Here is a 13,492-nt window from a genome sequence, read left to right as displayed (position 1 = left end):
GGATGGGGCGACACCCCCTCGGGATCCGGCGAAAAGAGCGGCCGGGACCCAAACTCGCATCGCCTTAAGGCGATACTCAAACATGGGTCCCTCTTTTCCGCTCTTTTCGCCGGATCCCGAGGCGCCCCATACGGCCTGGTACACCTGCACGGCTCGCTTCGCATCGCGGGACGGTGTGGCCCGCCCTTGGGGGCGCTCCACACGGCTACCAATCGTTGGTTTGACGGGCTAGCTCCTGCGAACTGCCCCCCGCCCGCAAGCGTGGGAGCAACCCAGCGGATAGCAAGTGGCAGCCGGCGCATGGAAACTGGGAGTTTGGCGTCCGAAGAGCCAAGAGATTTCGGCGATGTGCGATATCGCCAGATCAGCGATTCGGTGTAGCCGTGTTTACCGCCCGAGGGGCGGCAAACACCGTCCCGCGATGCGAAGCGAGCCGTGCAGGTGTACCAGGCCGTATGGGGCGCCTCGTCGGCAGGCAAAAAGAGCGGAAAAGAGGGGGCCATGTTTGAGCATCGCCTTAAGGCGATGTGAGTTTGGCCCCCGGCCGCTCTTTTTGTCTGCCGACGAGGGGGGGTCGCCCCATCCGGCGCGCCTTTTTTGCCTACTTTTTTGGCAAGACAAAAAAGTAGGTCGCCGCCCCGCAGGGGTGGTGAAACTGCCTTTGACTTTAAGCTTTTGACTTTGACGTTAAGCAGTTGCAGTTGCAGTTAAACCCCACCCCCTCCCCTCCCCTAATCCAACAAATACGACCGAAGATACTCCGGCATCGTAACCGCCCAACGCAACTCCCGCTCAATCCGCTGCCGCAAGGCATCACTAGCCGCCGGCTCCCCGTGCACCACGAAAGTCCGCCGCGGCGCGCTGCCGAAGCCGCCCAGCCATGTCATYAGTTCGTTGGCATCAGCATGCGCCGAGAGCGAAGTAATCTGCGCCACCGAAGCCTGGATCACAACCTGCTTCCCGTGGATCCGCAACTCCCGCATCCCCGACGCCAGCGCGGCACCGCGCGTACCGGCAGCCTGGAACCCCGACAGCAATATCGTATTGCGCGCATCCTGCCCATACGTCTCCAGGTGATGCACCACCCGCCCTCCGGTAGCCATGCCCCCGCCGGCCAGGATGATCTTGGGCGTATGGTCGCGGTTCAGCCAGACGGACTGCTGCATGCTCTGGATCAGGATGGCCATATTGCAGGCTGCCGCGCAGGCGGCGCGGTCGATCCGCAGTTCGTCCGGGTGCAACGCAAAGACCGTGGTGGCGTCGATGGCCATTGGGCTGTTGAGGTAGACCGGCACGTGCGGAATGCGGTTCTGCTGGCGTAGCTTGTAGAGGCAGTACASCAGCGCCTGGGTGCGCCCGACGGCAAATGCGGGGATCACCACGCTGCCGCCGCGGCCAATGGTGCGGCTGACGATTTCGCCCAGCGCGTCGAACGGATCGTCCGCGGGATGGGCGCGGTCGCCATAGGTGGACTCCACCAGCAGGTGATCCGCCTCGCGAACGATCTCCGGGGCGCGCATCACGATGTCCTGCTGCCGCCCCAGGTCACCCGAGAATACGATCCGCTTGCCGTCCACATGCAAAGTGACAATCGCCGAGCCGATGATGTGCCCTGCGCGATGGAACTCCGCCTCCACGTCGGCCGTCACCCTCACCCGCGTATCGTAGTGGAACGGGTCGAGCCGGCGCAAGGCGCGCACGGCATCCGCGCCGTCGTAGAGCGGCAGCGCGGGCTGGTGGCGCGAAAACCCCTTGCGGTTGGCGTAGTGCGCATCCTCCACCGCCAGATGCGCGCTGTCGGGCAGCAGGATGTTGCACAGCTGGGCAGTGCCCATGGTGCAGAACACCCGCCCTCGAAAGCCGTTGCGCACCAGCAGCGGCAGGTACCCGCTATGGTCGATATGCGAGTGCGTGAGCACTACCGCATCGAGCGTGGCCGGATCGACCGGCAAGCGGTCCCAGTTGCGCAGGCGCAGTGCCTTGTAGCCCTGGAACAGTCCGCAGTCCACCATGACGCGGCTGTGGCCTGTGTCGAGCACATACTTGGAGCCCGTGACCGTGTCTGTGGCGCCGAGAAATTGCAGTTGCATGGCGGCGCCCTGTCAATGCGACAACAGCAGTGGCACCGGCGCCTGATACATCAGGGTGCGCGTGGTGCCACCCATGACCAGCTCGCGCAAGCGCGAGTGCCCGTAGCCTCCGGCCACCAGCATGTCGGCTCCCAACGCGCTGGCCGCGTCGAGGAGGTTGGCGCCTACCGGCCCCGCCTTCTGCACGTTGCGCACGCCGGCAACAATGCCGTGTCGCTGCAGGTAATGCCGCAAGCCGGCCACCGGCTCCGAGTCTGCCTGCGGCTCGCCGCGATCGTCCCACACGCCGACGACGGTGACGTGGCTGGCGCGCAGCAGCAAGGGCATGGCATCGGCCACGGCGCGGGCCGCCTCGCGCTGCCCATCCCACGCGATGACCACGTGCCCGCCATGCAGCCGCCTGAACTCCGCCGGCGCCAGCAAGACCGGGCGGCCCGCGTTGAGCAGCACGTACTCGGCCGCCCCGGCGCCTAGCAAGGACACATCCTGCGTTGCCACCGGCCGGGCCATCACCACCAGGTCGGCGACGCGGGCTTCCTGCGCCACGACCCAGCCGGTTTCCTCTTCCACCGCGCGATGCGAGTACGGCACGCCCGGCGCGTACGCTTTCATGGTTTCGCTCAGCAACTCTCCCTGCAACACCGCTTGGGACAGCAGCCGGCCACGGGAGGCCGCCAGATGCCGCGCGGCGTCTTCGCCGGCGTCACGGATCGGATCCATGCGCAGGCCGGTGGCGCTGACGCCGGTGATATGCGCGCCAAAGGCGGCTGCCAGGTCGGCGGCCATCCTGATGCGAGACGCGCAGGCGGGATCCGCTCCGAGCGCGACCAGCACGGTCCGGTAGTCCATGATGTACTCCGTGTATTGGCGAGCGCGCCCGCGGGCGGACCCGGAAGACGGCGATATCAGCGGATGGTCACGCGCTGCTGCGGCGAGGCCTCCTTTTTGGGCAGTACCACCCGGAGCACGCCGTTCTCGTAGCTGGCATCGACCTTGCTCTCGTCCACCGTGCTGTCGAGCGTAAAGGCGCGTTGCATCGACCCGCTGTAGCGCTCGCGCCGGATCACGCGCTCGCCGTCCTTCTGTTCGGAAGACTTTTCCACCTTGGCCGAGATCATCACCGTGCCGCGATCGACGGATACTTCAATATCTTCCTTCCTTGCGCCGGGAATTTCCGCGACCAGTTTGTAGTCCTTGTCGGACTCGGTCACATCGACCTTGAACGAGAACCCGCCTTCATTGCTGCCGCGAAAAGCGCGCAACATGCCTTGCAGCATGTCACCCACCGGTTCGATCGATAGCGGGTCGTAAATTCGCACGTTGCTCATTGTCGCCTCCTTGCAGTGAAGAGCCCAAATCGGGATCGGGCCCTTACTTCATGGTGGCACAGCGCCCATATCGCACCTTGTTCCAGATCAAGCGCGGCGTCCTGGGTGCCAGGCGCTAGATATCCCCTTCGTCGAACAGGCGATGGTGGATCGCGTAGCGCACCAGCGCCGCCTCGCTGGGCAACTTCAGCTTCTCCATCAGTCGCATCTTGTAGGTGCTCACCGTCTTGGCGCTGACGCAGAGCCCGGCGGCGATCTCCGTAAGCGGCTCGCCCAGTACAAGGCGGCGGTAGACCTCCATTTCGCGGTCCGACAGGCGCAGGTGGGGATCCTCGCGGTGCTCGTCCTGCAGGCTGTTGGCCAGTTTCTCGGCCATCGCGGGGCTCACGTAGATGCCACCGGCCGCGACCTTGCCGATGGCGCTGACCAGTTCCGTGGCCGCGCTTTCCTTGGTCAGATAGCCCGCCGCCCCCGCCCGGAACGCGCGCACCACGTATTGCTCCTCGGCATGCATGGTTAGTACCAGGATACGCAACTCGGGCTGCTCCACGCGCAACTGCCTGATCAGTTCCAGCCCGCTGCGGCCGGGCATGGAGAGGTCGAGCAGGATGACGCGGGGCTTGCAGTCGCGCGCCATCTGGAGCACGGCGTTGCCATCCACCGCCTCGGCCACCACCTCGAAGCCGCCTGCGCGGCTCAGGATATGGCGCAGGCCGTCGCGTACCACGGCGTGGTCGTCGGCGATCATCACGGGAATCATGTGCTTGCCTCCACGCTCGAGGTCAGGCCAAGCGGGAAGCGTACGGTCAGGCAGAAACCACCGCCTGGTGCCTGCCTGGTCGCCACTGTGCCGCGAAGCAGCCGTGCGCGCTCCCGGATCCCGACCAGCCCCAGCGATACGCGCTCGCCGCCGGCTGGCGGCGTGGCGGCATTGCCGCGGCCATTGTCCCGCACTGTCAGTTCGTAGTGGTCGTCCTGGCGAACCAGTTCGATATCGACCCGGTCGGCGTGGGCATGCTGCACGACATTGCTGAGCGCCTCCTGCACGATACGGAATACCGCGGTGGCCGCGCGCTCGCCAACGTCTTCCTCCTCCGCGGCGTGGGTGATGACGGTGATGCCATAGCGCGCGGAGAACTCCTTCGCCAGCCATTCGATCGCCGGGATCAGGCCAAGCTCGTCCAGCAATGCCGGGCGCAGGTCGGCCGCGATGCGCCGCACCGAAGCCACGGTCTCGTCAATCACAAGGTGCATGGCGGCGGCCTGGTCCAGCAGGTCAGGAGGCGTTCCCGCGTCCTTGAGATCACTTGCAAGGATCGCCAGGTCCATCTTCAGCGCGCTCAGCCGCTGGCCGAGGTCGTCGTGCAGTTCGCGGGCAATGCGGCGCCGCTCGTCTTCCCGCGACGCCTGGACCCGGTCGGACAACTGCTGAAGCTCTTCCCGCGAGCGCCGCAAGGCCGCCTCCGCCCTCACCCGCTCCGTGGTGTCCCGCAGGATGACGGTAAACAGCTTGCCGCCACCGTCCTGGGTCTGGGAGATCGATGCTTCGATCGGGAACTCCGTTCCGTCCTGGCGCAACGCATGCAGCACACGCTGCTGGCCCATCTGCCGTTCCGTGACCCCCGTCACGCCGAAGCGGCGCACGTGCGCCTCATGCGATACACGGAAACGCGCCGGCATGAAATCCCCAAGCGGCTTGCCGATCGCCGCTGCGGCTTTGCAACCGAAAAGACGCTCCGCCGTGGGGTTGAACAGCACGATGTGCTGCCCTTCGTCCACCGTGATGATGGCCTCCATCGACGAACGGATGATCCCTGCCAGCCGGGCTTCGCTTCCCTGGGTACGCGCCAGGTTCTCTTGCGCGGCGCGCCGCAGCCGCCGCAGGCGTACCAGCAGCAAGGCCAGCATGACAGCCACCGCCAGGCCCCAGGCACCAAGCATGGGCRCGGCAAGGCCGCTTGCCTCGGGAGCGAGCGCGGAGACGAACCAGAGCACCAGCAGCATGAACAGCAAAAGCATCGCGCCGGCTGCCACCAACTCGCCAAGCGTGGCGTACAGCGATGTCTTAGGGGAAGGCGGGTCCGGTGGTGGAGGCTGATTAGTCGCCATGGCTGGTCGCGAAATGCTCCCGGAGGCTCCCGGAGGGTCAGCGAGCCCCGCGGGGATCGCCGCAGACTCTGCTGTAAAGGTAGCCGATTTGTGCGAAATGCACACGCTGACCGGGATGCGCTCGCCATTCTGCGAGGCCGAAGTGGCTGGCGCTATCGGCCAGATAGCTGAAGGCCCTTGTCAGGTTTCCCTGACAAGGGCCTTCTCTTTCCGGACGACACTCTCAGCCGTCCCTTCTTTCCGGCTGCCCCGCCGTTCACCATACTCGGACACATGAACCTGCCCGCCCGTCCTGCCCCCCTGACCGTGCTGTTGCTTGAGGACTCCACCCTCATCGGCTCGCGGCAGACCAGGATGCTGCGATCGATCAGGGAGCTGGAGTTRCTCGCCTTGGCCCGGGATCCGCGTGCGGCGCTGCTGGCAGCCCAGATCCTCCTGCCCGACGTCGTCATTCTCAGCCTGGGCCGGTACGGAGGATCCTGGCTGAAAGTGCTGGAGGAACTGAAGCGGATGCGCCGCCATGCAACGGTGGTAGTCCTGAGCAACTGCTCGGTGCCGCCGATGCGCAGCGCCTACCTGCAGGCGGGCGCATCGCTCTTTTTCGACAAGACCATGGAGTTCGACGCGCTGCGTAGCGCGCTGCTCCGCCTCGCGGCGGACAAAAGAGCCGCGAGAACAACAGAACCGGAAGACGCCACGGCATAGCCCGCGCCGTCCTTTACGCCGGCAAGACGCAGCGCCGGCGCCGACAGCAAGAGCGCACCACAACCGTGGCCAGCCGAACCGGCGGGGGCCAGAAGACAAAGGAAACTGCCATGTCAGAGTATCTGCAGCGGGAAGCACCGTCAGACGCGCACATAGGATTCCTCGACGCCGAGGTCCTCGCGTCCCCGCACGGGGATAGTGCGCCACCTGCCGGCGTGGCCCACAGGGCAAACTGCTCAAGCTGCGCAATGCGCGCCATCTGCATGGGCGGCAACCTGAACGATGCGGATCGCTCCAGGCTCGATACCATGATCCATAACTGGCGCATGGTCCGGCGCGGCGAGGCGCTTTACCGCGCCGGCGACGCGTTCCAGAGCATCTACGCCCTGCGCTCCGGATCGTTCAAGACGGTGGTCTCGCACCAGAACGGCTGCGAACAGGTGAGCGGCTTCTTCCTCACTGGCGAGACGCTTGGGCTCGATGGCATCTGCACCGAGCACCACGCCTGCGACGCCATTGCCCTGGAAGACAGCGCCGTATGCGTGATCCCCTTCCACCTGCTCGAAGCGCTCTGCCGGGAAATGCGCTCCCTGCAACAGCACGTGCACCGGATGCTAAGCAGCGAAATCGTGCGTGAATCAGGTGTCATGCTGCTGCTCGCCAGCCTTTGCGCCGACCAGCGCGTGGCGGCATTCCTGCTCAATATCTCGGCGCGCCAGCATGCGCGCGGCTACTCCCGCAGCGAACTCACCCTGCGCATGACGCGCGAAGAAATCGGCAGCTACCTGGGCATGAAGCTCGAGACCGTCAGCCGCACCTTGTCGCGCTTCCAGCGCGACGGCTTCATCGATGTAAAAGGCAAGCGCGTGACACTGCTGGATCTTGACGCGCTGGACCGGATCTAGGCCGGATCCGGAAACCTGGCAAGGCGCGCGGCCCCCGATATCCAGCTCGTGCGGCAGCGTGCGCGCCCGCCTGGGCCCAATGCCAGGAATCTTCAGCAACCCGGCCACCGAGCCTGGCACCTCCCCGTGCAGACGCAGCGGCATCGCCTGCACGCTTTCGCGCAGGCCGCGCACCACGCGTGCCGCCTTGTGCCGGCTTGACGTCCGTCAGGAATATGCGTGGTTCGGCTTGCGGCTGCAACCGCAATGCCTAGACTGCAGAGAGTCGATGCGGCGGGCTCACGGGCGGGCTCGCCGCTTTCGCCGTTTCCGTCGTTTTCTTTGCTCTCGCCCCGGGGGGCCATCCATGACCATCAAACAGATCATTTTCCCCAAAGCCCGCCCCTCTTATTGCCCGGCCGCTCTCTCTCTGGAATGCCCTGTCAGCGTGAACGGCACGCCAGCCAGCTACGCGATCACGGCCGAGGCGCTGGAAGACCACTTCGGTGCGCGCTCRCACCGGCCGGAGGACCTGATCCAGGCCTTCGAAGGACACCGCGACGATATCGAAGGGGTGGCCCGGCAACTGTTCGAAATGACCGCGGCACACAATATTGTGCTGCACAGCGGTCATTTTCGCTTTGCGGTATAGCGCACCCGCGCCGGCACGCCCGGGTGGATCATGGCATTGCGTGAACTGACCAGCCGCCGCTTGGACGACGGGGCGGAAGAGCACTGCGCGGCCTGGGACATCGTGCGGGCCGGGCGCGCGCGGATGGTGGCGCTCAGCGCGCCGCGGATAAGGGGGGACCGGAAATTGCGGGTGCCAGCGTGAACGATGCCCCCGGACAAGCGGCTTGCGCTGGATCAAGTGCTGGCGCCGGGGCTGGCGGATACTCCGGTCAACACCGGCCAGGCGCACGGCTGAATTCCGATCTGGCGCCCTCCCGTGCCCGCGCAAGCACGGATGCACCCCAACCGCCCCGACCACGATGAGCATCCGCAACCTGGAACACCTGTTCCGTCCGCGCTCGGTCGCCGTGATCGGCGCGTCCGGGCGCCCGCACAGCGTAGGCGCCACCGTGTTGGCCAACCTCTGTGCCGGCGGCTTTGCCGGCCCGATTTACGCGGTGAACCCGAAGTACCGGGAACTGAACGGCCAGCCCTGCTACCACCGCCTCGCCGCGCTGCCCGATGTGCCCGATCTGGCCGTGATCTGCACGCCGCCCGATACGGTGCCGGGCCTGATCGCCGAACTCGCCGGACGCGGCACCCTGGCCGCCGTGGTCCTGACCGCTGGACTGGCGCGTGCGGCCGGATCCAGCGGGGAGACGCTGCAACAGGCGATGCTCGGCGCCGCCAGGCCGCACCTGCTGCGCATCCTCGGTCCCAACTGCGTGGGCCTGATGGTGCCGGGGCTGGGGTTGAACGCCAGCTTTGCACATGCGCCCGCCCTGCCCGGCAAGCTGGCCTTCGTCTCGCAATCCGGCGCGCTGACCACGGCGGTGCTCGACTGGGCGCGATCGCGCCAGATCGGTTTTTCGCACTTCGTCTCGCTGGGCGACAGCGCCGACGTCGACCTGGCGGACGTACTCGACTACCTCGGCAGCGAACCGGACACGCAGGCGATCCTGCTCTACGTGGAAGCGGTCAGGTCCGGCCGCAAGTTCATGTCCGCCGCGCGCGCGGCCGCGCGCAACAAGCCCGTGCTGATCATCAAGGCCGGGCGGGTTCCCGAAGGCGCGAAAGCGRCTACGTCGCACACGGGCGCGCTGGCGGGCGCCGACGATATCTATGACGCGGCGATACGCCGCGCCGGCATGCTGCGCGTGTATTCCACCGAGGAAATGTTCGATGCGGTGGAGACGCTTGCGCGTGCGCGGCCGCTGGCCGGCGATCGCCTGGCGATCATGACCAACGGCGGCGGCGCGGGCGTCATGGCTACCGATGCCTTGATCCTCGGCGGCGGTCGGCTGGCCACGCTGGAGAACGGCACGCTCAAGCAGCTGGACAAGGTGCTGCCGCCGACCTGGTCGCACGGCAATCCCGTCGACATCGTCGGGGATGCTCCCGTCGAACGCTATGCGGAAACCCTGCAGCTGCTTGCGGCGGACCCTGGCGGCGATGCCATCCTGATCATCCACGCGCCCACGGCGATCGTGCTCAGCAGCGATATCGCCATCGCCCTGACAAGCAAGCCGTTGACAGCATCGCGCCCCGTATTTGCGAGCTGGCTTGGTGGCGACTCGGTGGCGCACGCGCGCCAGATCTGCCGGCACGCCGGGCTCCCCACCTACGACACGCCAGAGCAGGCGGTGCGCGGCTTCCTGCAGGCCGTGGCCTATCGCCATAACCAGGAACTCCTGATGGAGACGCCGCCATCGGTGCCGGCCGGCCCCGCGCCTGACACCGAACGCGCGCGCCAGTGCATCCGCGATGCGCTAGCCGCAGACCGGCCGATGCTGACAGAGCCCGAGGCCCGCACCGTCCTCGCAGCCTATGGCATCCCCGTAGTGGAGACCCGGACCGCCGGCGATATCGACACCGCCGTCGCCGCCGCCGAAGCCCTCGGCTTTCCGGTTGCCGTGAAAATCCTGTCGCGGGATATTACGCATAAATCGGATGTGGGCGGCGTGGCGCTGAACCTGCAGTCGGCTGGCCAGCTGCGGCAGGCCCTGGAGCGCATGCAGGCCCGCATTCGCGGCGAACAACCCCGGGCCCGGCTCGATGGCTTCACCGTGCAGCGTATGATCAGCCGGCCAGGCGCGTTCGAACTGATCGTGGGCGCCACCACCGATCCGGTGTTCGGCCCGGTGGTGCTGTTCGGCCACGGCGGCACCGCCGCGGAGCGCATCGCCGACCGCGCCATCGCCCTGCCGCCGCTGAACGTCAGCCTGGCGAAAGATCTTGTCAGCCGCACGCGGATTGCGAAGCTGCTCGACGGCTACCGGGACCAGCCGCCAATCCGGCACGACGCCCTGTACCAGGTCCTGATGCAACTGTCGCAACTGCTGTGCGACCTGCCGGAAATCGTTGAGCTCGATATCAATCCGCTGCTGGCCGATGGCGCCGGCGTGCTGGCGCTGGACGCGCGAATCGGCGTGGCCCCCGCCATGCAGCCTGGGGCCGCCCGCCTTGCCATCCGCCCCTATCCCAAAGCGCTTGAGGAAACGGTGACATGGCACGGCGCACCATTGCTGCTGCGCCCGGTGCACCCCGAAGACGAGCCCGCTTACCAGGCATTTTTCGCCGCCCTGGCGCCGGAGGATATCCGCATGCGTTTTTTTTGCATGATCCGGCAGCCGCCGCACACCCAGCTCGCACGCATGACCCAGATCGACTACGCACGCGAGATGGCGTTCGTCGCCGTCAGTCCGGCAGGCAGCGGGCCGAAGGCCATCCTGGGCGAAGTAAGGGCCGTGGCCGACCCCGACAACCTGCGTGCCGAGTTCGCCGTGACGGTGCGCTCCGACTGCAAGCGCCAGGGCATCGGCGGCCTGCTGCTGCGCAAGATGGTGGCCTATTGCCGCGCACACGGCACGCGGGAACTGGTCGGGACCACGCTGGCGACCAATACGGCGATGCTCCGGCTCGCCGAAAGCAGCGGCATCCACGTTCTGCGCGGCGACCGGCCGGCCAGCGACGGCGTGGAACTCCGCCTTTTGCTGACGGAGCCATCCGCGGCCAATGCGCCATGACCGGTCCGCCCCGCCATGGCCGGCTCCTTTGGCGAGCAGAATGCGCAAGCCGTCGTGATCGCCGAACCCTTCTAGCGCGGCCGAAGTGCGCGCGCCCTTGCTACAGCGCGCCATTGGTGTGATCTACCTGCCAGAATCGGAGCGAGCAAGCCACTATTTCGCCGCCGCCATTGCAGCGGCTGTATTGCGGACTCACCTTGCGGACACCCCTTGGCGGGTCCGGACGCGGGAAAAACCGGCGAGGTTCATCGCCTGCCGCCCGGCGCCCCGAACATGTGCTCCTGCTTGCGCTGGCATGGCGTGCAGCGCCTGGCGGTGGGGTACGCTTGCAGGCGCGGAAAGGGAATGGGCTCGCCGCAGTCCTGGCACGCGCCGTAGCGCAGCTTGCCGATGCGCGCCCGCGCCGCTGCAATGTCGGCCAGTTCCATGCGGTAGTGCTCGGTCATCGCATCGTCCATGCGCTCCCCAGCGGTCTGCCCGGCAAGTTCGGCGTTGCCGCCCGGCTCGGCGCCCGCGGACACAGTGCGGGTCACGGCCACCGCATCCATCTGGCCGCGGATCCTTTGCTCGATGCCGTCCAGCAAGGCAACCAGGCTGGAGAGTTGCTCTTTGGTCAATTCGGACATGGTGCACTCCCGGTGCGCGTCGAGGCGAGTCCACTCAATGATGCAATGACGCCGGGCCAGCGGCTTGCGCCAGATCAAATGTCGTGATGCGGATCTTGTCGCCCCCAGCGGCATCCCGGATAACGCCGGGGGCGGCAGGGACCATGGCGCCGGCCCTGGGCTTGGGCGGCCGCCACCATTCGGATCCTGCCGCGCAGCCCGCGCAAAGGATGGCCGCAAGGCAAACCGCGAGGCCGCGCAAACGCGCGGCGCCGCTGCCCAAGCCCTCATCGGAACGTTTCATCCGCATTGCCGCTCTCCCGTCGCCGGCGCAGCGGCTGCCGGCATGAAGCATCCGCAGCGTTGCGCGCCAGACCCCTGTGCCGCTTCAATATAGGCGGGTAGCCGCCGCCCGGCTTGATCCCCGTCAAGCTAGCTTCCGGTGGCCCGCATAGCATGGAAGCATGACCTGTCCAGAGTGCAAACAGGGAGACAGCTACCCAGGGAGATCCCAGCATGGATTCGGCGGTACTCACGCAAGCCCTGATGTGCCCCGCGGCCTACCCGCACCCGGTAGACAAAGTCAGCCTCATCGAGACGCACATTTCGCAAGTCTTCCTGGCCGGCTCCTTTGCTTACAAGGTGCGCAAGCCTGTGCACCTCGACTTCGTCGATTTCTCCACGCTGGCCGCGCGTAAAGTGGATTGCGAGGCCGAAGTGGAATTGAATCGCAGGATGGCGGCGGCGCTCTATCTCGGCGTGGTACCGGTCGTGGCGGGGCCATGCCAGCGCGATGTCCGCGTGGAAGGTACTGGCGAGGCGCTGGAGTTTGCGGTGAAAATGCGCCGCTTCCGGCAGCGAGACCTGCTTTCCGCCATGGCGGAGACAAATCGGCTGACCGGTCTCCATATCGAAACGCTGGCCCGCCGGCTTGCGGCGATCCACTTGGCTGCGCCCGTGGCCGGCGACGGCACCGGCCACGGCACGCCGGCGCGGATCACGGCGGTGATGGAACAGGCCTTGGCCGGCGTCGCCGCTCTCGCCTCCGGCACGGCTGCGGCGGCACGCGTGGCGGCGCTCCTGCGCGAACGGGCCGCGGCCCTGCAGCCCGCGTTTGCCAAACGGCTGGCAAGCGGTCATGTGCGGGAGTGCCACGGCGACCTGCACCTTGGCAATATCGTCATGATCGATGGCGCGCCCACGCCTTTTGACTGCCTTGAGTTCGATGCCGGGCTGCGCTGGATCGACACGATCAGCGATACCGCCTTTCTCTTCATGGATCTGCTGCATGCTGGCCGGCAAGACCTTGCCTATTGCCTGATCAATACCTACCTGGAATGCAGCGGCGACTATGCCGGCCTGACCGTGCTGCCGTTCTACACGGCGGTGCGCGCCGTGGTGCGCGCGCGCGTGCTGCTTGAGCGGGCGCGCCAGCGCAGCGTGGGGGGAACCAGCACCGCCGAACAAGCGGCGGCGACGCAGGTGCGCTGCAACGATCTGCTTGCGCTGGCCTGTGGCGTCCTGACGCGCCGGCCGGGCGCGATTATCATCATGCATGGCCTCTCCGGCAGCGGCAAAAGCACCGTTTCAGAGCAACTGGCGCTGGCCGCGGCCATGGTCCGCGTACGCTCCGACGTGGAGCGCAAGCGTCTGCCGCGTGGCAACCCCACGCTGCGTCATGATCATTACTCGCCTGGCGATACCGCCCGCGTCTACCGGCGGCTGCTGGGAATCTGCCGGCTTGGCAGCGGCGCGGGCGTTCCGATGATCGCCGACGCGACCTTCCTGGCGCGCGAGCAGCGGCTGCGTTTCGCATCGCTGGCCGCGCGCCGGGGCGTGCCTTTTTCCATCGTCGATTGCAATGCCGACCTGGCTACCCTGCGCGAACGCATCGCCACGCGCGCGCGCCAGGGCGGCGACCCGTCCGACGCGGACCTTCAGGTGCTGGAGTGGCAACGGCGCGCGCAAGAGCCATTGGGCAGCGACGAATGGGGCCATGTGGTGCGCATTGCCGGCGCCGGATCAGCCGGCTGATGCGGGTCAGGCCGCGCGATCGATGCCGAGCCGAGCCCG

General features: G+C 66.9%; 11 protein-coding genes. 5 read left to right on the top strand and 6 right to left on the bottom strand.

The genetic code is table 11. From position 1 onward, the window contains the following. Positions 1-731: 731 nt before the first annotated feature. The 5 genes from AC1DT6_RS36255 to AC1DT6_RS36235 form a co-directional block, all read right to left on the bottom strand. Positions 732-2,090 carry an MBL fold metallo-hydrolase RNA specificity domain-containing protein gene (locus AC1DT6_RS36255; RefSeq protein ID WP_477115398.1) on the bottom strand — a complete coding sequence of 453 codons (1,359 nt, stop codon included), beginning with the start codon at positions 2,088-2,090 and terminating at the stop codon, positions 732-734. 12 nt (positions 2,091-2,102) lie between these two features. Beyond that, positions 2,103-2,939: a universal stress protein gene (locus AC1DT6_RS36250; protein WP_441633932.1), complete on the bottom strand. Its 837-nt coding sequence runs from the start codon at positions 2,937-2,939 to the stop codon at positions 2,103-2,105. Between the two features lie 56 nt (positions 2,940-2,995). Further along, a complete protein-coding gene (locus AC1DT6_RS36245) occupies positions 2,996-3,418 on the bottom strand; it encodes an Hsp20/alpha crystallin family protein (protein ID WP_441633930.1) in 423 nt (140 codons plus the stop codon). A gap of 115 nt (positions 3,419-3,533) precedes the next feature. Further along, a complete protein-coding gene (locus AC1DT6_RS36240; protein ID WP_441633928.1) occupies positions 3,534-4,178 on the bottom strand; it encodes a response regulator in 645 nt (214 codons plus the stop codon). Further along, a complete protein-coding gene (locus tag AC1DT6_RS36235; protein WP_477115397.1) occupies positions 4,175-5,527 on the bottom strand; it encodes a PAS domain-containing sensor histidine kinase in 1,353 nt (450 codons plus the stop codon). Before AC1DT6_RS36235 ends, AC1DT6_RS36240 begins: the two co-directional genes overlap by 4 nt. A 273-nt stretch (positions 5,528-5,800) precedes the next feature. On the opposite strand from AC1DT6_RS36235, the gene AC1DT6_RS36230 reads away from it, so the two are divergent. From AC1DT6_RS36230 to AC1DT6_RS36215, 4 genes are all read left to right on the top strand, one after another. Continuing rightward, on the top strand, positions 5,801-6,232 hold the full coding sequence (locus tag AC1DT6_RS36230) for a response regulator (RefSeq protein WP_441633924.1): 432 nt from the start codon (positions 5,801-5,803) through the stop codon (positions 6,230-6,232). Between the two features lie 110 nt (positions 6,233-6,342). Continuing rightward, positions 6,343-7,137, top strand: coding sequence for a helix-turn-helix domain-containing protein (locus tag AC1DT6_RS36225; RefSeq protein ID WP_441633922.1), 795 nt, complete (start codon positions 6,343-6,345; stop codon positions 7,135-7,137). Between the two features lie 346 nt (positions 7,138-7,483). After that, entirely contained in the window at positions 7,484-7,768 is a 285-nt protein-coding gene (locus AC1DT6_RS36220; protein ID WP_441633920.1) for a DUF1488 family protein, read from the top strand. Between the two features lie 340 nt (positions 7,769-8,108). Beyond that, a complete protein-coding gene (locus tag AC1DT6_RS36215; protein WP_477115396.1) occupies positions 8,109-10,814 on the top strand; it encodes a bifunctional acetate--CoA ligase family protein/GNAT family N-acetyltransferase in 2,706 nt (901 codons plus the stop codon). A gap of 245 nt (positions 10,815-11,059) precedes the next feature. On the opposite strand, the gene AC1DT6_RS36210 is transcribed toward AC1DT6_RS36215, so the two are convergent. Next, entirely contained in the window at positions 11,060-11,440 is a 381-nt protein-coding gene (locus AC1DT6_RS36210) for a TraR/DksA family transcriptional regulator (RefSeq protein ID WP_441633916.1), read from the bottom strand. 495 nt (positions 11,441-11,935) lie between these two features. Between AC1DT6_RS36210 and AC1DT6_RS36205 the strand changes: the two genes are divergently transcribed. Continuing rightward, complete coding sequence (locus AC1DT6_RS36205; RefSeq protein WP_441633914.1) at positions 11,936-13,453, top strand: bifunctional aminoglycoside phosphotransferase/ATP-binding protein; 1,518 nt, start codon at positions 11,936-11,938, stop codon at positions 13,451-13,453. The last annotated feature ends 39 nt before the right edge of the window (positions 13,454-13,492 follow it).

The organism is Cupriavidus sp. 01L45, from assembly GCF_056399885.1.
The sequence above is the reverse complement of the archived record's forward strand: the minus strand, read 5'-3'. Positions and strand labels throughout refer to the sequence as shown.

Bases quoted from the DNA above. Each gene is read 5' to 3' on its own strand.
- AC1DT6_RS36225 (WP_441633922.1), top strand. From the start codon at position 6,343: ATGTCAGAGTATCTGCAGCGGGAAGCACCGTCAGACGCGCACATAGGA.
- AC1DT6_RS36205 (WP_441633914.1), top strand. From the start codon at position 11,936: ATGGATTCGGCGGTACTCACGCAAGCCCTGATGTGCCCCGCGGCCTAC.
- AC1DT6_RS36250 (WP_441633932.1), bottom strand. From the start codon at position 2,939: ATGGACTACCGGACCGTGCTGGTCGCGCTCGGAGCGGATCCCGCCTGC.
- AC1DT6_RS36240 (WP_441633928.1), bottom strand. From the start codon at position 4,178: ATGATTCCCGTGATGATCGCCGACGACCACGCCGTGGTACGCGACGGC.
- AC1DT6_RS36245 (WP_441633930.1), bottom strand. From the start codon at position 3,418: ATGAGCAACGTGCGAATTTACGACCCGCTATCGATCGAACCGGTGGGT.
- AC1DT6_RS36210 (WP_441633916.1), bottom strand. From the start codon at position 11,440: ATGTCCGAATTGACCAAAGAGCAACTCTCCAGCCTGGTTGCCTTGCTG.